A 22,367-nucleotide genomic window follows, 5' to 3' on the forward strand; every position below is an offset into this window, starting at 1 on the left:
GCCACGGGCCGCGCGTGACCGACGGGGAGACGGACGACGGGTGACGCCGACGTGACCGGCGGGACACGGACCGACGGAAGGGTGTCTTCCCGCACGGCCGGGGCATGACTCCGGAGCACGGCCCACCAGGCCAGGGCCGCCCTCAACCCGTCGGAGGCACGCCTTGGCGCAGCGCAGCGACCCCTTCGAGCGACTCCTCGGCGAGGCCGTGCGCGCGGGTGTCTGCCCGGGCATGGTGTGGGCCGTGGGTGACGCCCGTACGACCCTGTCGGAGGGGGCCGTCGGCCTGCTCGACCCCACGCGTCCCGACGAGCCGACGCGCGCCGACACGCTCTTCGACGTCGCGAGCCTCACCAAGGTCCTGGCCGTCTGGGCCGTCACCGGCACCCTCGTCGACGCCGGGAAGCTCGACCTGACGGCCCCGCTCGGCAGCTACTGGCCCGAGGCCGCCGGACGGCCCCTCGCCGACGTGACGGCGCACCACCTCCTCACCCACACCGCGGGCATGCCGCTGCGGGCCAACCTCCGCCATCTGTACGGCTCCGACCCGCAGGACGTCCGGGACGGCGTCCTCGCCGAGCCGCTGCGACACCGGCCGGGGGCGGCCGTCGCGTACACCGACCGGGCGGCGCTGATCCTCGGCTACCTCGCCGAGCACCTCACCCGGGAGCCGCTCCCCCGGCTCGCCGGGGACCGGGTCTGGTCCCCGCTCGCCATGACGGAGACCCGGTACGGCCCGCTGCCCGCCCCGGCCAGGGAGCGGTGCGCGCCCACCGAGTACGACGAGGAGAGCGGCGCCCCGCTCAAGGGCACCGTCCACGACTTCTCGGCCCGGCTCCTGGGCGGCGCCTGCGGCATCGCGGGGGTCTTCACGACCGCCGCCGACACCGGCCGGTTCCTCCGCCACCTGCTGGCCCCGGTGCCCGGCACCTTCTCCGCCGACTGGACGGCCCTCTCGCTCCGCGTCCACACCGGAGCGCTCGTCCCGCCGCGCGGCCTGTTCTGGCATCCGGCGCCGGGCACGGAGCCGACGGACGACGTCTGGTCCCACTTCGGCTTCACCGGCACGGGGCTGTGGGTGTCACCGGCGCGCGACCGCTGGGCGGTCCTCCTCACCAACCGTCTCCGGTTCACCCGCGACCCCGGCCCGCTGGCGCGCGTCAGGGACGTCTTCCGCGCCCTCGCCTTCCCGTGACGGCCCTCCCCCGGCCGCCTCTCGTGACACCCGCGGCCATCCGCGTGCCGTCCGCCGGGGTCCCTGTGCGAACCTGCACCCGGTTCCAACGATCTCTGCCGGCTCGACGTGTACGGAGTACGAAACGATGGGTCTCACCCTTGAAGGACCGGTCCTGGAGGGCGCCCTGGTGCGCCTGGAGCCGCTGGGCCACCACCACGCGGCCGGTCTCGCCGAGGCCGCCGCGGAGAACCGCGACACCTACGGTTTCACCTCGGTGCCGCGAGGGGACGAGGTCGGGGCGTACATCGACGCGCAGCTCGGCCGCGCCGCCGACGGCCTGCTCGCGCCGTACGCCCAGGTGTCCGCGGTGACCGGCCGGGTGGTCGGTCACACCTCCTTCTGGGACCCGCGCCCGTGGCCGTGGCCGTCCCGTGAGGGCCTCTGCGCGATCGAGATCGGCTTCACGTGGCTCGCCGCCTCCGCCCAGGGCACGGGAGTGAACACCGAGGCCAAGTACCTGCTCTTCCGGCACGCCTTCGAGGTCTGGGAGGTGGCCCGGGTCGACCTGAAGACGGACGCCCGCAACGCCCGTTCCCGGGCGGCCATCGCGAGCGTGGGCGCGACCTTCGAGGGCGTCCTGCGGAACTGGGGGCGCTCATGGGCGCCGGGCGAGGAGGACCGCCTGCGCGACAGCGCCGTCTTCTCGGTCGTCGCCGAGGAGTGGCCCGAGCGCCGGGCGGCGCTCGAAGCGCGACTGGCGGCCCGGAGGGCGGCCGGGGGCGGCCGTCCGTGAGGTTCGACACCCCTCTGATCGAGCAAACGGACCGGGGGTTACCATATGAGCGCCGCCTAGCTCGAAAGATAAACTTGTGACTGTCAATGACGACTCGTTCACCAGCTGGAAGAACCGCGAGGAGATCGCGGAGTCGATGATCCCGATCATCGGGAAGCTGCACCGGGAGCAGGACGTCACCGTCCTGGTCCACAGCCGCTCCCTGGTGAACAAGTCGGTGGTCAGCATCCTCAAGACCCACCGCTTCGCCCGGCAGATAGCCGGCGAGGAGCTGTCGGTCACCGAGACGCTCCCCTTCCTCCAGACGCTCACCACGCTCGACCTCGGCCCGTCGCAGATCGACATCGGCATGCTGGCCGCCGAGTACAAGACCGACGACCGCGGTCTCTCGGTCGCGGAGTTCACCGCCGACGCCGTCGCCGGCGCCACGGGCGAGAACAAGACCGAGCGCCGCGAGGGCCGCGACGTCGTCCTCTACGGCTTCGGCCGCATCGGCCGCCTCGTCGCCCGCCTCCTCATCGAGAAGGCCGGTTCGGGCAACGGTCTGCGTCTGCGCGCGATCGTCGTCCGGGGCGGTGGCGAGCAGGACCTGGTGAAGCGCGCCTCGCTGCTGCGCCGCGACTCGATCCACGGCCAGTTCCAGGGCACCATCACCGTGGACGAGGCGAACAGCACGATCGTCGCCAACGGCAACACGATCAAGGTGATCTACGCCAACGACCCCTCCGAGGTCGACTACACGGCGTACGGCATCGACAACGCCATCCTCATCGACAACACCGGCAAGTGGCGCGACCGCGCGGGCCTCTCCAAGCACCTGCGCCCCGGCATCGACAAGGTCGTCCTGACCGCGCCCGGCAAGGGCGACGTGCCGAACATCGTGCACGGCGTCAACCACGACACGGTCAAGCCGGACGAGCGGATCCTGTCCTGCGCCTCCTGCACCACGAACGCGATCGTGCCGCCGCTGAAGGCGATGGACGACGAGTACGGCGTGCTGCGCGGTCACGTGGAGACCGTCCACTCGTTCACGAACGACCAGAACCTCCTGGACAACTACCACAAGGCCGACCGCCGCGGCCGTTCCGCGCCGCTGAACATGGTGATCACCGAGACCGGTGCCGCCTCGGCCGTCGCCAAGGCCCTGCCGGAGCTGAAGGCCCCGATCACGGGCAGCTCGATCCGCGTCCCCGTCCCGGACGTCTCGATCGCGATCCTGAGCCTGCGCCTGGGCCGCGAGACCACCCGCGAAGAGGTCCTCGAGTACCTCCGCGACGTCTCGCTGCACTCGCCGCTGAAGCGCCAGATCGACTTCACCACGGCCCCCGACGCCGTCTCGATGGACTTCGTGGGCTCGCGCCACGCGTCGATCGTCGACGCCGGCGCGACCAAGGTCGACGGCGACAACGCGATCCTCTACCTCTGGTACGACAACGAGTTCGGCTACTCGTGCCAGGTCATCCGGGTCGTCCAGCACGTCTCCGGCGTGGAGTACCCGACCTTCCCGGCCCCGGCGGTCTGATCCCCGGACCCGCCCGACGGCACGGCCGCGCGCCGCACTTCCTCCCGGGGGTGCGGCGCGCCGCCGTACCCCCGTACGGATAGCATCGGTTCCGGCCGCGACTGGCGAGGGTGGATCACCACCGGGGAGCGGCCGTCGTTCCGCGTGCGCGTCGACCGCCTGGGCGCCTGCGTCAGTGATGTCCCGCTGACCCAGGAGGCCTTGCGATGGATCTGCGTTACGGAATCAACCCGCAGCAGGGGACGGCCACGGCCGCGCCGGTGGAGCCCGGCCGACGGCCGGTGCGCGTGCTGCACGGCAGCCCGTCCTACATCAACCTGCTCGACGCCCTGAACGGCTGGCAGCTCGTACGCGAGGCGAGCCGGACCCTGGGCCGGCCCGCCGCCGCCTCCTTCAAGCACGTGTCTCCGGCGGGCGCGGCGGTGGCCGGACCCGTCGACGACGTCACCGCCGCGCTCCACGGCGTCGACGGCGCCCGGGTCGGCGCCCTCACCAGCGCGTACCTGCGGGCCCGCGACGCCGACCCGAAGTCCTCGTACGGCGACTTCGCCGCCGTCTCGCACCCGGTCGACGCCGAACTCGCCGAGCTCCTCGCCCGGGTGGTCTGCGACGGCGTCGTCGCCCCCGGCTACGCCCCGGGAACGGTCGCCACGCTGAGCCGGAAGAAGAACGGCCGCTTCCTCGTGATGGAGGCGGACGAGACGTTCACCCCGCCGTCCCACGAGGCGCGCGAGGTGTTCGGCGTACGGCTCTCCCAGCCGCGCGACGACGTGCCGCTCTCGGCCGCCCTGCTCGACGACGTCCGCTGCGGCGCGCTGCCGCCCGCGGCGGCGGACGATCTCCTGCTCGGGCTCGCCGTCCTGCGCTACACCCAGTCCAACTCCGTGGCCTACGTCCGGGACGGGACGACGCTGGGGATCGGCGCCGGCCAGCAGTCCCGCGTGGACTGCACCCGGCTGGCCGGAGCCAAGACCGACACCTGGTGGCTACGGCGTCACCCGGCGGTCCGCGCCCTCGCGTTCCGGCCGGGCGTCCGGCGTCAGGACCGCGTGAACTGGCAGATCCGCTGTGTCGAGGGCGACCTCACCCCCGACGAGCACACCCGCCTCGCGAAGGCCCTCGCCGCCCCCGCCCCCGAGCTGACGGACGCCCAGCGCGCGGAGTGGCTCGGGCTCCTGACCGGGGTCGCCTTCGTCTCGGACGGCGCCCTGCCCTTCCGCGACAACGTCGACCACGCGCACCGGCACGGGGTCGCCCACATCGCCGAGCCGGGCGGCTCGATCCGCTCCACCGACGTCGAGGACGCCTGCCGCGAGCACGGGATCACCCTGGTGCGGACCGGGCTTCGCCTGTTCCACCACTGAGAGGTGGGAGGGACGGCGCCCGGGGCGAACCGACCCCGCCGGTCCGGCGTCCCTCCCCGTATGAACACGTTCAGATTCGGTCTCGGCCAGCTTCTGCGGTTCGCGGTGCTCGAGGCGCGCTGCTGCGCCTTCGCCCTCGCCCTCATCGGCGGCATCGCGGTCTCGGGCCTGCTCCCCGACCTGCCGATCGCCCGCTACGACCTGCTGTTGCTGTACGGGATCGGTCTCACCGCCCTCGCGTGGAAGGCCGGCTGGGACCGCGGTCGGGACGTCGCCGTGACCGTCGGCTGCCATGTCATCGGCCTGCTCTTCGAGTTGGTCAAGGTGCGGATGGGCTCGTGGAGTTATCCGGAGGAGGCGCTGACGAAGTTCGGCGGGGTGCCGCTGTACGGCGGGTTCCTCTACGCGGCCCTCGCCAGCTACGTCTGCCGCGCCTGGCGCCTGCTCGACCTGCGGCTGACCGGCTACCGGCCCCGGGTGACGGCGGTCCTGGCCGGCGCCGTGTACGTCAACTTCTTCAGCCACCACTGGCTGCCCGACGCCCGCTGGGTGCTTGCCGCGCTGCTCCTGGCGGCGACGGCGGGGACCTGGGTGCGGTTCCGGGTGGGCGAGCGGGACCACCGGATGCCGCTGGCCCTGTCGTTCGTCCTGATCGGATTCTTCCTCTGGGTCGCGGAGAACGCGGCCACGTACGTCGGCGCCTGGAGCTACCCGGACCAGCTGGACGGCTGGCAGCCGGTCTCCCTCGCCAAGTTCGGCGCCTGGGCGCTGCTGATCACCGTCACCTTCGTCCTGACGGCGCACGGCGCGAGGGCGGGCGCACCCGCCCCGCGGCGGGGAGCGGGCGGAAATGCGCTCCCCGCCGGGCAGCGGGGCGAATAGCCAATTCCGTGCACCCGCCTCCGCGACGTGCTACAGTCAACAGCAGTTGCAGTCGTGGTTCCCAAAGAAACTTACAAGTGCCTTTGACGATTCGACATCGTCAGGCACTTTCTGTGTTTTCGGTGCAGTTTTCCGGACGGGGCAATCATCACGGCGACGCCGGGATCCGCACAGTGCGGATCCCAGGGCTACGCCCCGAAGGAGATTTGACATGGCTAACGGCACCGTGAAGTGGTTCAACGCTGAAAAGGGCTTCGGCTTCATCGAGCAGGAGGGTGGCGGCCCGGACGTCTTCGCCCACTACTCCAACATCGCCACCTCTGGCTTCCGTGAGCTCCAGGAAGGCCAGAAGGTGACCTTCGACGTCACGCAGGGCCAGAAGGGCCCCCAGGCGGAGAACATCCTCCCCGCCTGACGTTGACACGTCCGACGCAGCTGGGGTCCTCACCCGTGTGGTGAGGGCCCCGGCTCGTTGCATTTTCCAGGCCTTTTCAAGCCTTTCCCGGCTTTCCCCCGGACCGGACGCCGCTTTTCGCCCCTCGGCGTGGCCGGATCCGCACGCATGGCGTTCGGTACGTTCCTGTAATTCATCGGGCCGCGGCCCCTCGCGAATTCCTCGAAGCGCACCGTTTTCGAGGAGATCCCCATGAACAACACGCACAGCACACCCCGTACCGACAAGGCGCGGCGCGCCGCCGCGGCGAAGGACGAGCTGACGGCGCCGGCCGCCGGGACCCCCGCCCTGCCCCCGGCCGCCACCTTCGCCGAGCTCGACCTGCCGGCCGAGGTCCTGGCCGAGCTGGTCCGCCTGGGCGTCGACGAGCCCTTCCCGATCCAGTCCGCGACCCTGCCCGACGCCCTCGCGGGCCGGGACGTCCTGGGGCGCGGGCGCACCGGCTCCGGCAAGACCCTCGCCTTCGGCCTGCCGCTGCTCGTCCGCACCACCGGACGCCGCGCCGAGGCCCGCAAGCCGCTCGCGCTGGTCCTCGTCCCCACCCGCGAGCTGGCCCAGCAGGTCCACGACGCGCTCGACCCCTTCGCCCGGGCCCTGAAGCTGCGCCTGGCGACCGTGGTCGGCGGCATGTCGATCGGCCGCCAGGCCACCGCGCTGCGCGACGGGGCCGAGATCCTGATCGCCACCCCGGGCCGGCTGATGGACCTCGTCGAGCGCAAGGACTGCCGCCTCGAACGGATCACCGCCACCGTCCTGGACGAGGCCGACCAGATGGCCGACATGGGCTTCATGCCCCAGGTCACCGAGCTGCTCGACCTGGTGCCCCCGGGCGGCCAGCGGATGCTGTTCTCCGCCACGCTCGACCGCAACGTCGACCTCCTCGTCGAGCGGTACCTGCACGACCCGGTCGTCCACTCCGTCGACCCCTCGTCCGCGACCGTCTCGACGATGGACCACCACGTGCTGCACGTGCACGGCGCCGACAGGTTCGCCGTCGCCACGGAGATCGCCGCCCGCGACGGGCGGGTCATCATGTTCCTGGCGACGAAGGCCTCCGTCGACCGGTTCACCCGGCACCTCCTCGGGAGCGGGGTGCGCGCGGCCGCCCTGCACGGCGACAAGTCCCAGCCGCTGCGGACCCGCACCCTGGGCCGCTTCCGCAGCGGTGAGGTCCCGGTGCTCGTCGCCACCAACGTGGCGGCGCGCGGCATCCACGTCGACGAGCTGGACCTCGTCGTCAACGTCGACCCGCCCGCCGACCACAAGGACTACCTGCACCGCGGCGGGCGCACCGCCCGTGCCGGCGAGTCCGGCGTCGTCGTCACCCTCGTCACCCCCGAGCAGCAGCGTGACGTGGCCCGGCTGATGGCGGACGCGGGCATCCGCCCGCAGGTCACCAAGGTCCGTTCGGGCGAGGCGGAGCTGAGCCGCATCACCGGGGCCCGCACCCCCTCGGGCGTTCCCGTCGACGGGGCCGCGCCGAGCCAGGAGGGTGTCAAGCGCGGTGGCGCGGCCTTCCGCGGCGTGGGCACCGTGCCGGGCCGCCCCGGCCGCGCCAAGAACGAGTCCCGGCGGGCCGCCGAGGCCCGCAAGACGGCCGAGGCCCGCCAGGCGGCGAGGATCCGCCGGGGCCGCTGACCCGCCCTCCCGCACCGGGGGCGAGCCGACCGCGCCCGTACCCCACAACCGCCCGCCCGCCCGCCCGCCCGAGGAGAGAACCGTGTCAGGCAACGACCCGTGGGACACGATCCGTACGCTCGCCGCGCTCTTCGACGAGCACGGCACCGCCCAGGGGCTGACCTCCGAGGAGCAGTGGACGATCCAGGTCCTCAAGCTCTCCGAGGAGGTGGGCGAGGCCGCTCAGGCCGTCATCGGCGCCCGTGCGACGAATCCGCGCAAGGGCCGCAGCCATGGCTGGGAGCACGTGCAGGAGGAGGTCGCCGACACGGTGATCACCGGCATGGTCTCCCTGGCCCGGATGCGCCCCGACGACGCTCCCGAGTTCCTCGCCTCCGTGCTCGCCCGGAAGTCCGCGCGGTTCCTGTCCGGGGAGGGCGACGAGCCGGCGGTCACGTCGCGTTGAGTGCCACCGTCGGGTGCAGCCGGGAGGCCCGGATCGCCGGGTAGAGGCCCGCGATCACGCCGATCGCGAGGGTGGCCCCGAGACCGCCGGCGAGGGACCAGGGCGGGACCACCGCCGTCCACCCCTGGAACCGCGCGAAGCCGTACGTCGCGGCGGCTCCGAGCAGCGCCCCGGTCACCCCGCCGAGCGCCGACAGCAGCAGCGACTCGGTGAGGAACTGCAGCCGGATCGCGTTGCGGGTCGCGCCGAGGGAGCGGCGCAGGCCGATCTCCTGGCGGCGCTCCAGGACCGAGATGACCATGGTGTTGGCGACGCCGACACCGCCGACCAGGAGGGCCACCGCGCCCAGGCCGAGCATGAGGGTCGTCAGGCCCTTGTCGGCGGCGGCCCTGGCGGCCAGGGCGTCCGAGGGCCGGGAGACCTTGACGGCCCCCTCCGCGCCGGGGCTGATGGTGCGGGCCAGGACCGCCCGTACGTCCTCCACCGAGGCGTCGGTGGAGCGCTCGAAGACGGTGGTCGGGTGGCCGTCGAAGCCGAAGTGGCGTTCGGCGGCGGGGAATCCGACCATCGCCACCCGGTCCAGGTTGGGGACCAGTTCGAGCGGGGCGAGGATGCCGACGACGACCACGCGCGTGTCGTTCATCATGATCGTCTCGCCGGTGCGGGTGATGCCGAGGCGGTCGGCGGCGACCGCTCCGAGGACGGTGACCGGGAGCCGTTCGCGGGCCGGGTCGAGCCAGGCTCCCTCGGCGACCCGGCCGCCGAGCGCGGCCAGGAGGTCGGTGCGGACCGCCTGGGTGGTGACGCCGGCCGTGCGTTCCTCGGGCACCAGGTCGGTCCGGCGGATGCGGGCGTCGACGTCGCCCGTGCCGGTGGCGTGCTGGACGGGGCCGATGCGCTCGACCATCGCGACCGCGTTCCTGGGGAGTCGGACCTCCTTGCCCAGCGCGTCCTTGCCCGCCTCGGCGGTGAGGAGGTTGGTGCCGAGGCGGTCGAGCTGGGCCATCAGGTCCGCGCGGCTGGACTCGGACAGGCCGACGACCGCGACCATGGTCGCGATGCCGATGGCGATGCCGAGCGCGGAGAGCACCACGCGCGCGCGTCGGGCGCGCAGACCGACCGCGCCGACCCTGAGGACGTCGCCGGCGGAGAGCCGGGAGGGCTTGAGGGCGCGGCTCACCGCTGGGCCCCTTCCGCCGGACGGGCGGAGCGCTCGTCCGAGACGATCTCGCCGTCCTTGAAGCGGACCCGTCTCGGCAGCGACCGCGCGATCTCGTTGTCGTGGGTGATGACGCAGATCGTGGTGCCGGCCGCGTTCAGCTCGTGGAGCAGCTCCATGACGATCTCCCCCGACGCGGTGTCGAGCGCCCCGGTCGGCTCGTCCGCGAGCAGCAGCCGGGGGGCGCCGACCAGTGCGCGGGCGATGGCCACCCGCTGTTTCTCGCCCCCGGACAGCTCGTTCGGCGTGTGCGAGGTGCGGTGGCCGAGACGGACCCGGTCGAGGGCCTCGCGGGCCCGTGCCCGGCGTTCCCGCGCCGGTACGCCCGCGTAGAGGAGTCCGTCGGCCACGTTGTCGACGGCGTCGCGCCCGGCCGCCAGGTGGAAGTGCTGGAAGACGAAGCCGATGTGGCGGGCGCGCAGTGCGGAGAGGCGGGAGTCGGAGAGCGCGGACACGTCGTACCCGGCGATCCGGACGGTGCCGCCGGTGGGCTTGTCGAGGGTGCCCATGACGTGGAGCATGGTGGACTTGCCGGAGCCGGAGGGCCCGACGACGGCGAGCAGTTCGCCCTCGTCGACGGTGAGGTCCACTCCGCGCAGGGCGTGGACGCCGCCGGGGTACGACCTGCTCGCGTCCCGCAGTTCTATGACGGGGGTCGGGGTCATGGCGCCGCCACCCCGACCTTCAGTCCCTCGCGCACGTCGGGGCCGCTGACCTCGATGCGTCCGTCGGCGGTCATGCCCGTCTCCACCCGTACCGTGGTCGTGGTGGTGCCCCGGACGATCTGGAGGCCGTAGCCGCCGTTCTCGCCGCGCAGGGCGAGGACCGCCTCGACGGGGACCGCGAGGACGCCCTTGCGGGCCTCGCTGACGAACGTCACGCTGGCCGCCGCCTTGGTGTCCTCGCCGGACGCGGCGCCCGTCCCGCCGTCGAGGACGACCTCCACGACGATGCCCTCCTGGGCGCTCGCGCCGTCGCCGGCCTCCTCGGGCCGTACGGTCCCGGCGACCTTTCCCGCCACGGTCCGGCCGCTGGGCAGGGTGACCTCGACCTGGGTGCCCGGTGCGGTGAGCGCGCCGTCGCCCTGGTCGAGGTGGGCCCGGACGACCGGCCGCGTGGAGGCGATCGTCAGGACGGGTCCGCCCGGGGTGACCTGGTCGGCGAGCGCGGCGTCCGCGGAGACCACCTTGACCCGGCCGGGCAGGAAGACGACGTCTCCCTTGCCGACCCTTCCGGTGGGCTCGCGGTTCAGGGTCTTCTGCCACCGCCGGACGGCGGCCTCGGTGTCCTTGTCGTAGCGGGTGTCGACGTAGAGGCCCGCTCCGTGTCCCAGGTCGCGGAGGTTGCGCTCCAGTTGGAGCACATCGCTGCCCCGGTCGCCCGTCCTCATCTCGCGGAACATCGGGACCGGGCCGTAGAGGAGGGTGACCGGCTTGTCGTCGAGTTCGTACAGCGCCTGCCCCATGGTCGGCGTGCTCCCTTCGGAGGCGGCGACGGTGATGGTTCCCCCGACGGCGGACTTGACGGGGCGGCGCTGCGCGAAGTCGAGCCTGCCGTCGACGGTCTTGGACCGGACGAGGTCGGTGCGGACGACGGTCGCGGTGGCGGGCGGCAGGTCGCCGCTCCTCCCGGCCGGGCCGGAGCCGCTGGTGCCCCGGCCGCCGCCCAGGGCTCCGAGGCCCCCGACGTCGCCGAGGACGACGACTCCCCCGGCGACCGCGGCGGCGACGGTCACCGCGCCGAGCGTGCGGAGGGCGGTGCGGCGCCTCACTGCATGCCGTCCAGACCGTCGAGCAGCTTCGCCTTGCACGCCTCGCGGGCCTGCTTGTACGCCGGGGAGTCGTGGTCGATGGTGGGGGACGCCGGGTTCGGGTCGCCGCCGGGCTGGGCGTTGCCGCCGCTCATCGTCGGGTTGGTGAAGCGGGAGACGCCGTTGTCCCGCATGCACTGCGCGTGCGCGAGCATCGACTCGTAGTCCTTCTGCTGGTCCCGCTTGGGCTCGGCCAGCATGACCTTCTGGAGTTCGTCGACGCAGACCCCGTTCCTGCCCCCCTTGGAGGCCTCCATCTGACCGGGCTTCGACGCGATCTCGTCGACCTTCGCCCAGTCGAGGTGGCCGCTGAGCTTGGGGTCGGGGAAGTCCTTGTAGCCGCCCTTGACGCGCATGCAGCGGACGTAGGCGAGCTGGGCGTCGTAGAAGGCGCTCTTCGCGGCGGGCGCGGTGCCCGGGCCGCTCCCGGACGGCGTGGGCGGCGTGTCGGCGGTCGTCTCCGGCACGGAGGCGATGTCGTCGTGCGGCCGGACGCCGCCGGCGCTGTCGTCGGCGCTGCCGCAGGCCGCCGGGAAGGCCAGGACGGGGAGCACGGCAAGGGCGGTCAGGCGCAGCCGGGCGGTGGCACGGGAGCTGGTGCGGGAGGGTGTCTTCGGGCTCATGTCCACCACCCTCGCCAGGGCACGTGATGGCGGGTCCATGGCGACATGATGGGAACGTAACAATGCCCCCGACCTGGGCGTCGGCCCCCTTCCCCGGCGTCCGGCGGGTGCGCGCGGCACCCATAATCGAGCGCATGCCGCATGTACTGCTGATCGAGGACGACGCGTCCGTACGGGACGGGATGGAGCTCGTGCTGCGCCGGCACGGGTACGACGTCGCCACGGCGGCCACCGGCGAGGAGGCCCTCGCGCTGCTGGACGCCCCGGACGGCGGGAGGGTCGAGCTGGCCGTCCTGGACCTGATGCTGCCGGGGATGGACGGCTTCGAGGTGTGCCGCCGGATCCGGGCCAGGACGACGACCCTGCCGGTCATCATGCTGACCGCGCGGGGCGACGACCACGACATCGTGACGGGCCTGGAGGCGGGCGCCGACGACTACGTGGTCAAGCCGGTCACCGCGCCCGTCCTGGAGGCCCGCATCCGGGCCGCGCTGCGGCGCGCGGAACCGTCCGGGCAGGCCCTGGGGGCCGGTACCGAACACGCGGGGCTGCTGATCGACCGCGCGGGGCTGACCGTCACCAAGCACGGGGCGGCCGTCCCGCTGCCGCCCACCGAGTTGCGGCTGCTGCTCGAACTGTCGGCCGCGCCGGGCCGGGTCTTCAGCCGCGAGCAGCTCCTCGCGTCGGTCTGGGACCACACGTTCCTGGGCGACTCCCGGCTGGTGGACGCGGCGGTCGGCCGGCTGCGGTCCAAGCTGGAGGACGTACCGGCGCGGCCCCGGTACGTGCAGACGGTGCGGGGCTTCGGCTACCGGTTCGGTCCGCTGTGAGGCGCACGGAGGGGGCCGGGCGCGCCGGGCGGGGTGCCACCGCGCCGATACGGCGTTCCCGGCGGCTCGTCGGGGGGCTGCGCACCCGGCTCGTCGTCACGTTCGTCGTCGTGGCGCTGATCAGCGCGGTGACCGCGACCGCCCTCGCCTACCGGGACGCCCGGACGGCCGTGCTCCAGCGCACCCAGGACGCCGCCGTGAACGACGTGCGGTCGCGGGTCACCGCCGTCGCCGCCGACCTCGACCTGCCGCCCGACCAGCGTTCGCTCGCCCGGTTCGCGGCGAAGGTGTCGGACGGTCTCGGGGCCCGGATCGTGGTCGCCCGCTATCAGGACCTGGTCGCGGTCTCCGACGCGCTCGCCGACACGGAGGGCCGGATCACGGCCGGGCTGCGGGCCGCCGTACGGGCCGGGGACGGGGCTCGGTTCCAGCGGGTGACGTGGCGGGGCGAGCCGTATCTGGTGGTGGGGATGCCCGTGACGTACGCGGACGGGGACCACCGGTTCTCCGGTCTGGAGGTCTTCGCGATCACCGATCTGCGGGCCGAACGCGACGACACCGCCGCCCTGCTGGACTCGGTCCGGGCGGGCATCCTGCCGGTGGTGATGCTGGCCGCCGTCCTGGCGCTGCTCGCCGCCGGGACGGTCCTGCGGCCGGTCCGCAAGCTGGGGCGGGCCACGCGTGGGCTCGCGGAGGGCGACCTCGGCAGCCGGGTCGCGGTCCGGGGGCACGACGAACTGGCCGATCTGGCACGGACGTTCAACGAGACCGCGGACGCCCTCCAGGCCTCCGACGCGCGACTGCGCGAGCAGGAGGCGAAGGCGCGCCGGTTCGTGGCCGACGTCTCGCACGAACTGCGCACGCCCCTCGCGGCGATGACGATGGTCGCGACCGTGCTGGAGGAGGACGCCGACCAGCTGCCGCCGGACGCGGCGCGGGCGGCCCGGACCGTCGGGGCGGAGACGGCGCGGCTCTCCCGGCTCGTCGAGGACCTGATGGAGATCTCCCGCTTCGACGCGAACGCGGTCCGTCCGAACGCGTCCGAGACCGATCTCGCCGACACCGTGCGGGCCTCGCTGGGGCTGCGCGGCTGGACGGACCGGGTGGAGCTCCACCTCGACGAGGGGGTGCGGGCGGTGGTCGACCGGCGTCGAATCGACGTGATCGTCGCGAACCTGGTGGGCAACGCGCTGCGGCACGGAGCACCGCCGGTCACGGTCACGCTGGGGACGACCGTCCTGGCGGACGGGGAGTGGGTGACGGTGGAGGTCGCCGACCACGGCCCCGGGCTGCCGCCGGAGGCCCGGGAGCGGGTCTTCGACCGGTTCTACAAGGCGGACGCGGCGCGGACACGGCGCGCGGACGACACGGGCGGTCGGGGCAGCGGCCTCGGTACGGCGATCGCGCTGGAGAACGCCCGGCTGCACGGCGGCACCATCGACGTCGCCGCGGGCGCGCGGGGCGGCGCGGTCTTCACCCTGCGGCTGCCCCTGCGGCGTACGGGTGAGGAGACGGCGTGAGGGTGCGGAGGGGGTGCCTGCTCGTCGTCCTGGGGATCGTCCTGGTGGGGTGCGGCGTCCAGCCGACCGGAGTGATAGGGGCCGGGGAACCGGCGACCGGGCCGACGCGCGGGATCCGGCTGTACTACGCGTCCGACGGCGGGCTGCGCGGTGTGCCCGTGCTCGACCGGCGGGTCGAGAACCTCAACACGGTGGTGAAGCTGCTCGCCGCCGGACCGCCGCCCGCCGAGCTCCGCGACGGCCTCACCAACCTCGTCGAGATCGGTGGCTACACGGTGACGGGCCGGGGCACCCGGGTCACGGTGGACCTGGAGGACCCCTACGCGGCGACGGGCCGCGACCAGGGCACGGGGCAGCTGGTGTGCACCCTCGCTCGCGCCCAGTCCGTCCTCGACCCGAAGGTCGGGGCCGACGACGTGGAGGTCACGCTCAGCCCGTCGGAGGGCCCCGAACTCGGTCCCTACCGGTGCGCCGAGTTCCTGAACGGGTAGCACGGAGGCAGCGGAAGGGGCGGGTCAGTGAAGCGACAGCCGTACCTCGACGGTCTTGCCGCCCTCCCGCGGCAGACACAGCCTGACCTCCAGGGTCAGCAGCCTGATCAGGGGCCAGCCGTAGCCGCCCTCCGCCGTCCCGTCGGCGCGGCGCGTCCCCCGGGCGTCCACGAGGTGCGGCAGCCGACTGCTCGCGTCCGCGACGGTGATCGTCAGGACGCCCCGTTCCAGCACCACGCCGAAGCCGGTGAGGCCGCCCCCGTGCCGCAGCGCGTTGGTCACCAGCTCGGACGTCACGAGCAGGGCGTCCCCCACGGCGGTGGGGGTCGGCCGCCTTCCTGTCCGGGCCTCGGCAGCTTCGAGCACGCGCGCCACCCGGGCGCGGGCCTCGGCCGCGTCACGGGGGACCACGTGCCGGTTCCTCTCCGGAGTGCGATGCACTGTGGTCACTGCTCTTCTCACCCAGCCTCTGTCGGTTCCAGCGGGTTCCGTCTCGTTCTCCAGCAGGCGCCTGCCCCGACGATCCGGTCGCATTCCCCCCACCTCGCCCGTTCTGCTCCCATATCGCTTGGGCGTCCCCGGATCGGGTAGGAGACTGGAGGGACCTCTCCCGAGGAGCCTTCATGTCGAACCACCGCACCACCGTCCCGGCCCGCCCGAGCGTCGACCGTGATCCGGAGCGGCCGGCCGGCCTTCCGGAGATCGCCGACCCCCTGGCGGTGAGCACGACGGACGCCAGGACCCTCTCGACGGTCCTGTTCGCGCGGCTGCGCTCGCTCGAGGAGGGCACGGCCTCCTACGCGTACGTACGGAACACCCTGGTCGAGCTGAACCTCAGCCTGGTCAAGTACGCGGCGACCCGGTTCCGGCGTTCCAGCGAGTCCTGGGAGGACATCGTCCAGGTCGGCACCGTCGGCCTGATCAAGGCGATCAACCGCTTCGACCCCGGGCGCGGGAACGAGTTCATGTCCTTCGCCCTGCCCACGGTGCTCGGCGAGATAAGGCGGCACCTGCGGGACACCAGCTGGAGCGTCCACGTCCCCCGCCGTCTGCAGGAGCTGCGGCTGGACCTGGCGAAGGCCAACGACGCTCTCGAACAGGAGCTGGGCCGCCCTCCGACGGACGAGGAACTCGGTGCCCGCCTCCACCTCACCGCGGCGGAGCTCGTCGAGGGACAGATCGCCGCGAACGGCTTCTCCAGCCGCTCCCTCGACCTGCCCGTCGACGACGAGGACAGCGGGCCCGGCACGCTCGCGCGCCGCCTGGGCAGCGACGACGGCTCGTTCGAGAAGGTCGAGAACCTCGCCTCGCTCAAGCCGCTCCTCGCCTCGCTCTGCGCGCGCGACCGGACGATCCTGGCGCTGCGCTTCGGTGACGAGCTGACCCAGGCGGAGATCGGCGAGCGCCTCGGTCTCTCGCAGATGCACGTCTCCCGGCTGCTCAGCCGCATCCTGGGAGAGCTGCGGAGGGCCCTGACCTCGGAGGAACCTCCGCGGTCGGGGTCAGCCGCCGGGCCGGAGGCGTGTCGTACGGGCGGGCGGGAGCCTGGCCGTACGGTCCGGGGAGCGGCCTCCGCCGCTGCCTGACGGCCTTCCGTTCGGCGCCTGCCCGGCGCCGGAATCCTGCGACCCGGCCATGCCGCGGCTGTGGCCGCCTGATGACCCTGCCGCTCCTGCCCGGGCCCTACAGTTCCATCGGCGGGCCGCCCCGCAGGGCCGACCGGGCTTCGGGTGCGGGGGTGGGGACCGGGGCCGGGATGTCCATCCAGACGGACTTGCCCGTCTCCGTGGTCACCGCTCCCCACGCGCGCGTGAGGCGGTCGATCACGATGAGGCCGTTGCCTCCCGGCTGCCCCGGGGCGCCCCGGGGCCGGAAGGCCGGGACCTCGCGGCTCGGGTCGCTGACCTCGATCCGCAGGTCCCCCACCGCGCCGGTGCCGCCCCGCTCCGTGGGGACGAGCCGGACCACCAGCTCCGTCGGGCCGCCGGCGTGGAGGCAGGCGTTGGTCACCGCCTCGGAGACCACGAGCAGCACGTCCTCGACGGCGTACTCCCGTTCCTCGTCGGTGAGTTCCGTCGCGCCCGCCGGCGCCGGCCAGCCCCAGTCGCGGAGCGCCACGTGGCAGAAGTCGCGGCAGCGTGCCACCACCGCGTCGGCGCTCCGCAGGCCGAGCCGCCTGATCTGCCCCCTGGACCGGACCGGTTCGCTCATCGACCGCTCCACGGTGCCCGGCGCCGTGCCACGTTCACGGATGCTCTCCTTCGACCAGTTCCCCGGGCAGCTCGTCGTGGATCCTGAAGACGGCCACGACGCCGGTGATGTCCAGCAATCGGTCCACCGGCGGTCGTACCGCGGCGAGTTCCACCCGACTACCCGCCTCCAGGGCGTCCAGTCGCGCGTTCAGCAGCAGGTTGAGCCCGGTCGAGTCGCAGAACGTCAGCCGCCCGCAGTCCACGACGACCCGCTCGGGGTGTCGCGCCAGGGACGCCGACAGGGCCTCGCGCAGAGGCTCCTGGTTGTCGCGGTCGAGCTCTCCGGCCACCGTCACGACGGCCGTGGTGTCGCTCCAGCGGACCGCCGCCGCCAGCCTTGGGCCCACCGGCCCGCCGCCTCCCGTGCCCCCCATGCCCCTCACGTCCCTTGGCATCGCACTCCGGTTCCCGTCGGCGCAGAGTTCCGTGCTGGGGCCGACGATACGCCGGGGCGCCGGGGCGCGCGACAGGGCAGGGGCACGCTGACCGGCCCGTTCTCGTGTGATTCCACCAAGCGCGTCCGCGGTGCGGATGGGGCCCGGGCGGACCGGGCATCAGCGGCGTGCGACCCTCCGCCCCACGCGGGGCCTCGGACCGGAAGGTGAGACGGATGACTGACGGTGAGAACGGCCGGGACACCGCGAGCGGACGCGACACCGGGAACGGACGGGGCCGGGACGAGACGACGGAGGAGCGCGCCGACCGTCAGTGGCAGGACCTCATGCAGGAGATACGCGTGGTCCAGACGGGCGTGCAGATCCTGCTCGGCTTCCTGCTGACCGTCGTCTTCACGCCCCGGTTCGAGAGCCTCGGCTCGACCGACAAGTCGATCTACATCCTGACGGTGGTCCTCGGATCCCTGGCCACGGGCGCCCTCATCGCGCCGGTCTCCTTCCACCGGATCGTGTCGGGGCGGCGGCTCAAGCACCGGGCGGTCGTCTGGGCCTCGCGGCTCACCTTCCTGGGGATCATCCTCCTCCTCGCCACCCTGACCAGCGCGCTCTTCCTCATCCTGCGGGTGGCCACCGACGACGCGCTCGTTCCCTGGCTCGTGGGCGGGGTCCTGGCCTGGTACCTGCTGTGCTGGTTCGCGCTGCCGCTGTGGGCCCGGGAGCGTCACGACCCGAAGAACGACGAGTGACCGTCCGGGCGCCGGGTAGCGGCACGGGGAGACCGCAACCGGAGCGAAGGGGAACGTCATGCCTCGCGGATCCAGCCCGAAGCGGGAACGGCAGTACGAGCACATCAAGGAGAGCGCGGAGGAGCGCGGCGAGAGCGAGGAGCGCGCCAAGGAGATCGCCGCCCGCACCGTCAACAAGGAACGGGCGCGGCACGGCGAGTCCGAGACCGCGAGCCGGCTCTCCCTGGAGGACATGTCCTCCGGCGAGCGCGGCGGCCGCCGCTCCCACAGCGGGGCCCGGGGGCGTACGTACGACCAGCTCTACGAGGAGGCCAGGCGCCGCGGCGTCGACGGCCGCTCGAAGATGAACAAGGCGCAGCTCCTGCGCGCCCTGGGCGGCGACTGACGCCCCCGCCCGCCGCGGTCAGCCGGCCCGGAGGTCCTCCACGTCCTGGATCCGCCGGAAGGGGCGGTCCGCCTCCAGCGCGAACGCGACCTCCAGAAGCGTCCGCTCGCTGCCGGGGCGGCCGGAGAACATGACGCCGATCGGCAGTCCGTTCTCCGTCGCGCTCGCGGCCGGTACGGAGATCGAGGGCGTGCCGACGACGTTGTTGACGGGTGTGAAGGCGACGTAGGCGAGGATCCGCTCGATCAGCGTCGTGTAGGGGACGGTCGGGCTGAGGTGACCGATCTCGGGCGTGGTGTGGGCGAGGACGGGGGTGAGGACGAGGTCGAGCCCGCGGAACGACGCCGCGTACGCCTCTCTCGTGCGCTTCAGCCGCCGCAGGACGGCCGGGGTGCGCCGCCAGCTCTTCAGGTACTCCTCGCGCAGCCCGCGGCTGAGGCCGTCCATCCGGCCGCGGTCGAAGTCCTGGCCGAGGGTCCGGCCGGTGACGCCGAGGAGGAACGACAGCATCCCCCAGTAGGTGAGGAAGTCGTCGGTGAAGCGCGGGTCGAGGGCGAGTTCCACCGGCTCCACGGTGTGGCCGAGCCGTTCGAGCGTCGCCACGGTCTCCGTGACGGCGGCGCGGGTGGCGGTGTCGGCCGGGACGCCGTTCGGCGAGTCCAGGAGGAAGCCGATGCGCAGGCGCCGCTCCGAGGGGCCCTCGACCAGACCGACGGGCGGCAGCTTCGGGTTGCGCCAGTGCGTCTCGGCGGCGGCGAGGAACGCGGCGGTGTCCCGCACGGAACGGCTCACGATGCCGTCGGAGACGATGTCGAGGGGCAGTTGGCCGCTCTGGGTGTTCGTCACGACCCGGCCGCGGGTCGGCTTGAGGCCGACGAGTCCGCAGCAGGCGGCGGGGATGCGGATGGAGCCGCCGCCGTCGTTGGCGTGGGCGATCGGCACCGCCCCGGCGGCGACGAGCGCCGCGCTGCCGCCCGACGAACCGCCCGCCGAGTAGCCTGTGTTCCACGGGTTGCGCACGGGTTCGGCACCGTCGTACTCGGTGGTCGGGCTGAATCCGAACTCGGGCAGCCGGGTCTTGCCCAGCACCGTGACGCCGGTGCTCAGGAGCTGCCGGGCGAACGGCGCGTGGCGCCGGGCGGCCTTCGGCGCGAAGGCGGCGCTGCCGTGACCGGTGGGCAGGCCCCGGTAGTCGGTGTTGTCCTTGACGAAGGTCGGCACGCCCGCGAAGGCGCCGCCGCCCGCCCCGGTGGCGCGGGCGGGCGTGTCGAGGTGCACCTGCACGGCGTGGAGTCGCGCCTCGACCTCCCTGACCCGCTCGGCGGCGTCCCTCGCGGCCTCGTCCGCGCCGACCTCGCCCCGCCGGATCGCCGCCGCGAGCCCGACGGCGTCGTGCTCCCCCAGGGCGTCGTCCCGGAAGGCGTGCACCGTGGCCCGTTCTTCGAAAGTCGTCACCGCTACCTCAGCCCCCGGCCGTGTGGATGTTGGCCGCCAGCATGCCCTACCAGCGAGTAACACGCGAGGGGGCCGGGCGGCCTACAGGGGGGCGAAAAAACGAAGGGCAAGGAGATGAACTCTCCTCGCCACTCTCAAGGTATAGCGCACAGGGGGCCTTGCGGCAAGGCCCCCACACCGGTGCACAATCGCCACTCACAGCTTTGACCTGCAAGAACACTGGAACGGGGCGGTACTCATGGTGGACGTGATCATTGTCGGCGGCGGTCCCACCGGCTTGATGCTGGCCGGCGAACTGCGGCTGCACGGCGCTCACGTACTCGTGCTGGAGAAGGAGACGGAACCGACCCGGCAGTCGCGCGCGCAGGGCCTGCACGTGCGCAGCATCGAGGTGATGGACCAGCGCGGTCTGCTGGAGCGCTTCCTCCCGCTCGGCCGGAAGGTCACGGTCGGCGGATTCTTCGCGGGCCTCGGCACCTCGTGGCCCGACGATCTGGACACGGCGCACTCGTACGTCCTCGGCATCCCGCAGACCGTCACCGAACGTCTGCTGACCGAGCACGCCACCGAGGTCGGTGCCGAGATCCGGCGTGGCTCGACGGTGGTCGGGCTGAGCCAGGACGACGAGGGGGTGACCGTCGAGCTGGCCGACGGCGAGCGGCTGCGCGCGCGTTTCGCCGTCGGCTGCGACGGCGGCCGCAGCACGGTGCGGAAGCTGCTGGGCGTCGGGTTCCCCGGTGAGCCCTCCCGGGTGGAGACGCTGCTCGGCGAGATGGAACTGACCGTCTCCCCGGAGGAGCTGGCGGCCACGATGGCCGAGGTCCGCAAGGTGCAGCAGCGGTTCGGCGCGATGCCGCTGGGAGACGGTCTCCACCGCGTCGTCGTGCCCGCCGAGGGGGTGGCCGAGGACCGCACGACGCCGCCGACCCTCGACGAGTTCCGGGAGCAGCTGCGGGCGTACGCCGGCACCGACTTCGGCGCGCACTCACCGCGCTGGCTGTCCCGCTTCGGCGACGCCACCCGGCAGGCCGAGCGCTACCGGGTCGGCCGGGTGTTCCTCGCCGGCGACGCGGCGCACATCCACCCGCCGACCGGCGGCCAGGGTCTCAACCTCGGCATCCAGGACGCGTTCAACCTCGGCTGGAAGCTGGCCGCCGCGCTCGACGGCTGGGCGCCGGAGGGACTCCTCGACACCTACCACTCCGAGCGGCACCCGGTGGCCACCGAGGTGCTGGACAACACGCGCGCGCAGATCCAGCTGATGTCCACCGAGCCGGGGCCGCAGTCGGTGCGCCGCCTGCTCGCGGAACTGATGGACTTCGAGAACGTGAACCGCCACCTGATCGAGAAGATCACGGCGATCTCGGTCCGTTACGACTGCGGGGACGGGCACGAGCTCCTCGGGCGGCGGCTGCGGGACGTGGGCCTCAAGGGCGGTCGTCTCTACGGGCTGATGCACGAGGGCCGCGGACTGCTCCTGGACCCCGCCGGCCGGCTCTCGGTCGAGGGCTGGGCGGACCGGGTCGACCACGTCGTGGACGGCAGCGACGAGCTGGACGTGCCCGCGGTGCTGCTGCGGCCCGACGGGCACGTGGCGTGGGTCGGCGAGGACCAGCGGGAGCTGCTCGCGCAGCTGCCCACGTGGTTCGGCGCCGCCACCGGCTGAGCCCGTACCCACCGGTCCGGGGTTCGGGAGGGACGTGCCTCAGCCCCGGCCGGGGGCCGCTCCCCCGGCGGCGACACCGCGACGGAGGTCCGCGAGGGTCACCTCTTCCAGGCTGCTCGCGAAGATCCGTCCCGGCCCCGGGGGCACGGGCAGCAGGGAGGGGACGACCAGGACGGCGCAGCCGGCCGCCGCGGCCGAGGCGGCTCCGTCCGGTGAGTCCTCGACCGCCGCGCAGGCCGCGTCCGGCACCCCGAGCCGCCGCGCGGCCTCTCGGTAGGGATCGGGGTGCGGCTTGGTGCGCACGGTGTCGTCGGCCGAGAGCGTGAAGGCGAAGGGGACGTGGGCGAGCGCGCCTCCGGTCACCGAGTCGACCACCGACCGGGGCGAGGCGCTCACCAGGGCGAACGGCACGCCCTCCCGCTCCAGTTCGGCAAGGAGCCGGTCCGCGCCGGGGCGCATCGGCGCGCCCCGGTCGACGCGTTCCTGGAAGGCGCCGGTCAGCTCGGCGGCGACGCCCTCCGCGTCCGGTGCGCCGGTGACGCGTACGAGGTGGGCGGCGGTGTCCTCGACGGCGCGTCCGACGACCTCGGGGGCGTCGGCGTCCGTCAGCCGGTGGCCGAGCCGGGCGGCGATCTCCTCCGTGGCCTCCCACCAGAGGACCTCGGTGTCGACGAGGGTGCCGTCCATGTCGAAGAGGACG

The 22,367-nt window shown here is 73.3% G+C and carries 24 protein-coding genes and 1 riboswitch; of the genes, 15 read left to right on the forward strand and 9 right to left on the reverse strand.

The genetic code is table 11. The features are described from left to right. Nucleotides 1-163 precede the first annotated feature (163 nt). From ABT129_RS14950 to ABT129_RS14985, 8 genes are all read left to right on the forward strand, one after another. On the forward strand, nucleotides 164-1,195 hold the full coding sequence (locus tag ABT129_RS14950; protein WP_351900803.1) for a serine hydrolase domain-containing protein: 1,032 nt from the start codon (nucleotides 164-166) through the stop codon (nucleotides 1,193-1,195). Between the two features lie 127 nt (nucleotides 1,196-1,322). Further along, complete coding sequence (locus tag ABT129_RS14955; protein ID WP_351900805.1) at nucleotides 1,323-1,970, forward strand: GNAT family N-acetyltransferase; 648 nt, start codon at nucleotides 1,323-1,325, stop codon at nucleotides 1,968-1,970. A 76-nt stretch (nucleotides 1,971-2,046) separates the two neighbouring features. Beyond that, complete coding sequence (locus ABT129_RS14960) at nucleotides 2,047-3,492, forward strand: glyceraldehyde-3-phosphate dehydrogenase (RefSeq protein ID WP_351900807.1); 1,446 nt, start codon at nucleotides 2,047-2,049, stop codon at nucleotides 3,490-3,492. 87 nt (nucleotides 3,493-3,579) lie between these two features. Beyond that, nucleotides 3,580-3,664, forward strand: a riboswitch (ZMP/ZTP riboswitch). A gap of 34 nt (nucleotides 3,665-3,698) precedes the next feature. Beyond that, nucleotides 3,699-4,856, forward strand: a complete 1,158-nt coding sequence (locus ABT129_RS14965) for a phosphoribosylaminoimidazolecarboxamide formyltransferase (protein WP_351900809.1) — start codon at nucleotides 3,699-3,701, stop codon at nucleotides 4,854-4,856. Between the two features lie 60 nt (nucleotides 4,857-4,916). Then, entirely contained in the window at nucleotides 4,917-5,738 is an 822-nt protein-coding gene (locus ABT129_RS14970) for a DUF817 domain-containing protein (protein ID WP_351900811.1), read from the forward strand. A 211-nt stretch (nucleotides 5,739-5,949) separates the two neighbouring features. Beyond that, entirely contained in the window at nucleotides 5,950-6,153 is a 204-nt protein-coding gene (locus ABT129_RS14975; RefSeq protein ID WP_030218719.1) for a cold-shock protein, read from the forward strand. Nucleotides 6,154-6,384: 231 nt separating this feature from the next. Continuing rightward, nucleotides 6,385-7,830, forward strand: coding sequence for a DEAD/DEAH box helicase (locus tag ABT129_RS14980; RefSeq protein ID WP_351900813.1), 1,446 nt, complete (start codon nucleotides 6,385-6,387; stop codon nucleotides 7,828-7,830). A gap of 82 nt (nucleotides 7,831-7,912) precedes the next feature. Further along, a complete protein-coding gene (locus tag ABT129_RS14985; protein ID WP_351900814.1) occupies nucleotides 7,913-8,275 on the forward strand; it encodes a MazG-like family protein in 363 nt (120 codons plus the stop codon). Here the strand turns inward: ABT129_RS14985 and ABT129_RS14990 are convergent. The 4 genes from ABT129_RS14990 to ABT129_RS15005 are packed head-to-tail and all read right to left on the reverse strand — an operon-like array spanning nucleotide 8,262 to nucleotide 11,927. Continuing rightward, nucleotides 8,262-9,455 carry an ABC transporter permease gene (locus ABT129_RS14990; protein ID WP_351900816.1) on the reverse strand — a complete coding sequence of 398 codons (1,194 nt, stop codon included), beginning with the start codon at nucleotides 9,453-9,455 and terminating at the stop codon, nucleotides 8,262-8,264. The two genes, ABT129_RS14985 and ABT129_RS14990, sit on opposite strands and share 14 nt — an antisense overlap. After that, complete coding sequence (locus ABT129_RS14995) at nucleotides 9,452-10,159, reverse strand: ABC transporter ATP-binding protein (RefSeq protein WP_351900818.1); 708 nt, start codon at nucleotides 10,157-10,159, stop codon at nucleotides 9,452-9,454. The genes ABT129_RS14990 and ABT129_RS14995 overlap by 4 nt, the downstream gene beginning before the upstream one ends. Then, a complete protein-coding gene (locus ABT129_RS15000) occupies nucleotides 10,156-11,265 on the reverse strand; it encodes a peptidoglycan-binding protein (protein ID WP_351900819.1) in 1,110 nt (369 codons plus the stop codon). Before ABT129_RS15000 ends, ABT129_RS14995 begins: the two co-directional genes overlap by 4 nt. After that, nucleotides 11,262-11,927, reverse strand: a complete 666-nt coding sequence (locus ABT129_RS15005; RefSeq protein ID WP_351900821.1) for a hypothetical protein — start codon at nucleotides 11,925-11,927, stop codon at nucleotides 11,262-11,264. The genes ABT129_RS15000 and ABT129_RS15005 overlap by 4 nt, the downstream gene beginning before the upstream one ends. 134 nt (nucleotides 11,928-12,061) lie before the next feature. On the opposite strand from ABT129_RS15005, the gene ABT129_RS15010 reads away from it, so the two are divergent. The 3 genes from ABT129_RS15010 to ABT129_RS15020 are packed head-to-tail and all read left to right on the forward strand — an operon-like array spanning nucleotide 12,062 to nucleotide 14,768. After that, the gene (locus ABT129_RS15010; protein WP_351900822.1) at nucleotides 12,062-12,757 is read left to right on the forward strand and encodes a response regulator transcription factor; all 696 of its coding nucleotides are present in this window, start codon (nucleotides 12,062-12,064) and stop codon (nucleotides 12,755-12,757) included. Next, the gene (locus ABT129_RS15015) at nucleotides 12,754-14,277 is read left to right on the forward strand and encodes an ATP-binding protein (RefSeq protein ID WP_351900824.1); all 1,524 of its coding nucleotides are present in this window, start codon (nucleotides 12,754-12,756) and stop codon (nucleotides 14,275-14,277) included. Before ABT129_RS15010 ends, ABT129_RS15015 begins: the two co-directional genes overlap by 4 nt. Next, on the forward strand, nucleotides 14,274-14,768 hold the full coding sequence (locus ABT129_RS15020; RefSeq protein WP_351900826.1) for a GerMN domain-containing protein: 495 nt from the start codon (nucleotides 14,274-14,276) through the stop codon (nucleotides 14,766-14,768). The genes ABT129_RS15015 and ABT129_RS15020 overlap by 4 nt, the downstream gene beginning before the upstream one ends. 24 nt (nucleotides 14,769-14,792) lie before the next feature. Here the strand turns inward: ABT129_RS15020 and ABT129_RS15025 are convergent, their stop codons facing one another. Further along, nucleotides 14,793-15,179 (reverse strand): ATP-binding protein, encoded by a 387-nt coding sequence (locus ABT129_RS15025; RefSeq protein ID WP_351900828.1) that lies wholly within the window; start codon nucleotides 15,177-15,179, stop codon nucleotides 14,793-14,795. Nucleotides 15,180-15,391: 212 nt separating this feature from the next. Between ABT129_RS15025 and ABT129_RS15030 the strand changes: the two genes are divergently transcribed. Next, nucleotides 15,392-16,354 (forward strand): SigB/SigF/SigG family RNA polymerase sigma factor, encoded by a 963-nt coding sequence (locus ABT129_RS15030; RefSeq protein ID WP_351900830.1) that lies wholly within the window; start codon nucleotides 15,392-15,394, stop codon nucleotides 16,352-16,354. Nucleotides 16,355-16,451: 97 nt separating this feature from the next. Here ABT129_RS15030 and ABT129_RS15035 read toward each other — a convergent pair whose 3' ends face one another. Then, nucleotides 16,452-16,979 carry an ATP-binding protein gene (locus ABT129_RS15035; RefSeq protein ID WP_351900832.1) on the reverse strand — a complete coding sequence of 176 codons (528 nt, stop codon included), beginning with the start codon at nucleotides 16,977-16,979 and terminating at the stop codon, nucleotides 16,452-16,454. A gap of 34 nt (nucleotides 16,980-17,013) precedes the next feature. Next, complete coding sequence (locus ABT129_RS15040) at nucleotides 17,014-17,394, reverse strand: STAS domain-containing protein (protein WP_351900834.1); 381 nt, start codon at nucleotides 17,392-17,394, stop codon at nucleotides 17,014-17,016. A 236-nt stretch (nucleotides 17,395-17,630) separates the two neighbouring features. Here ABT129_RS15040 and ABT129_RS15045 point away from each other — a divergent pair, with 236 nt between their 5' ends. After that, complete coding sequence (locus ABT129_RS15045) at nucleotides 17,631-18,161, forward strand: DUF6328 family protein (protein ID WP_351900836.1); 531 nt, start codon at nucleotides 17,631-17,633, stop codon at nucleotides 18,159-18,161. Nucleotides 18,162-18,219: 58 nt separating this feature from the next. Beyond that, a complete protein-coding gene (locus ABT129_RS15050) occupies nucleotides 18,220-18,546 on the forward strand; it encodes a plasmid stabilization protein (protein ID WP_351900838.1) in 327 nt (108 codons plus the stop codon). An 18-nt stretch (nucleotides 18,547-18,564) separates the two neighbouring features. On the opposite strand, the gene ABT129_RS15055 is transcribed toward ABT129_RS15050, so the two are convergent. Then, the gene (locus ABT129_RS15055) at nucleotides 18,565-20,001 is read right to left on the reverse strand and encodes an amidase (RefSeq protein WP_351900840.1); all 1,437 of its coding nucleotides are present in this window, start codon (nucleotides 19,999-20,001) and stop codon (nucleotides 18,565-18,567) included. Nucleotides 20,002-20,239: 238 nt separating this feature from the next. On the opposite strand from ABT129_RS15055, the gene rox reads away from it, so the two are divergent. Then, a complete protein-coding gene (gene rox / locus ABT129_RS15060; protein WP_351900842.1) occupies nucleotides 20,240-21,667 on the forward strand; it encodes a rifampin monooxygenase in 1,428 nt (475 codons plus the stop codon). 39 nt (nucleotides 21,668-21,706) lie between these two features. Here the strand turns inward: rox and ABT129_RS15065 are convergent, their stop codons facing one another. Continuing rightward, nucleotides 21,707-22,354: an HAD family hydrolase gene (locus ABT129_RS15065; RefSeq protein WP_502981773.1), complete on the reverse strand. Its 648-nt coding sequence runs from the start codon at nucleotides 22,352-22,354 to the stop codon at nucleotides 21,707-21,709. Between the last annotated feature and the right edge of the window lie 13 nt (nucleotides 22,355-22,367).

It is taken from the genome of Streptomyces sp. NPDC002057 (assembly GCF_040296665.1).
In the GTDB taxonomy this organism is placed as follows: Bacteria; Actinomycetota; Actinomycetes; order Streptomycetales; family Streptomycetaceae; genus Streptomyces.

What these genes read in the sequence shown, in the direction of transcription:
- ABT129_RS14955 (WP_351900805.1), top strand. Translation starts at nt 1,323, where the DNA reads ATGGGTCTCACCCTTGAAGGACCGGTCCTGGAGGGCGCCCTGGTGCGC.
- ABT129_RS15010 (WP_351900822.1), top strand. Translation starts at nt 12,062, where the DNA reads ATGCCGCATGTACTGCTGATCGAGGACGACGCGTCCGTACGGGACGGG.
- ABT129_RS14980 (WP_351900813.1), top strand. Translation starts at nt 6,385, where the DNA reads ATGAACAACACGCACAGCACACCCCGTACCGACAAGGCGCGGCGCGCC.
- ABT129_RS15035 (WP_351900832.1), bottom strand. Translation starts at nt 16,979, where the DNA reads ATGAGCGAACCGGTCCGGTCCAGGGGGCAGATCAGGCGGCTCGGCCTG.
- ABT129_RS15065 (WP_502981773.1), bottom strand. Translation starts at nt 22,354, where the DNA reads ATGGACGGCACCCTCGTCGACACCGAGGTCCTCTGGTGGGAGGCCACG.
- ABT129_RS15005 (WP_351900821.1), bottom strand. Translation starts at nt 11,927, where the DNA reads ATGAGCCCGAAGACACCCTCCCGCACCAGCTCCCGTGCCACCGCCCGG.
- rox (WP_351900842.1), top strand. Translation starts at nt 20,240, where the DNA reads ATGGTGGACGTGATCATTGTCGGCGGCGGTCCCACCGGCTTGATGCTG.
- ABT129_RS15050 (WP_351900838.1), top strand. Translation starts at nt 18,220, where the DNA reads ATGCCTCGCGGATCCAGCCCGAAGCGGGAACGGCAGTACGAGCACATC.
- ABT129_RS14965 (WP_351900809.1), top strand. Translation starts at nt 3,699, where the DNA reads ATGGATCTGCGTTACGGAATCAACCCGCAGCAGGGGACGGCCACGGCC.
- ABT129_RS15045 (WP_351900836.1), top strand. Translation starts at nt 17,631, where the DNA reads ATGACTGACGGTGAGAACGGCCGGGACACCGCGAGCGGACGCGACACC.
- ABT129_RS15040 (WP_351900834.1), bottom strand. Translation starts at nt 17,394, where the DNA reads ATGGGGGGCACGGGAGGCGGCGGGCCGGTGGGCCCAAGGCTGGCGGCG.
- ABT129_RS14970 (WP_351900811.1), top strand. Translation starts at nt 4,917, where the DNA reads ATGAACACGTTCAGATTCGGTCTCGGCCAGCTTCTGCGGTTCGCGGTG.
- ABT129_RS14995 (WP_351900818.1), bottom strand. Translation starts at nt 10,159, where the DNA reads ATGACCCCGACCCCCGTCATAGAACTGCGGGACGCGAGCAGGTCGTAC.
- ABT129_RS14975 (WP_030218719.1), top strand. Translation starts at nt 5,950, where the DNA reads ATGGCTAACGGCACCGTGAAGTGGTTCAACGCTGAAAAGGGCTTCGGC.
- ABT129_RS15030 (WP_351900830.1), top strand. Translation starts at nt 15,392, where the DNA reads ATGTCGAACCACCGCACCACCGTCCCGGCCCGCCCGAGCGTCGACCGT.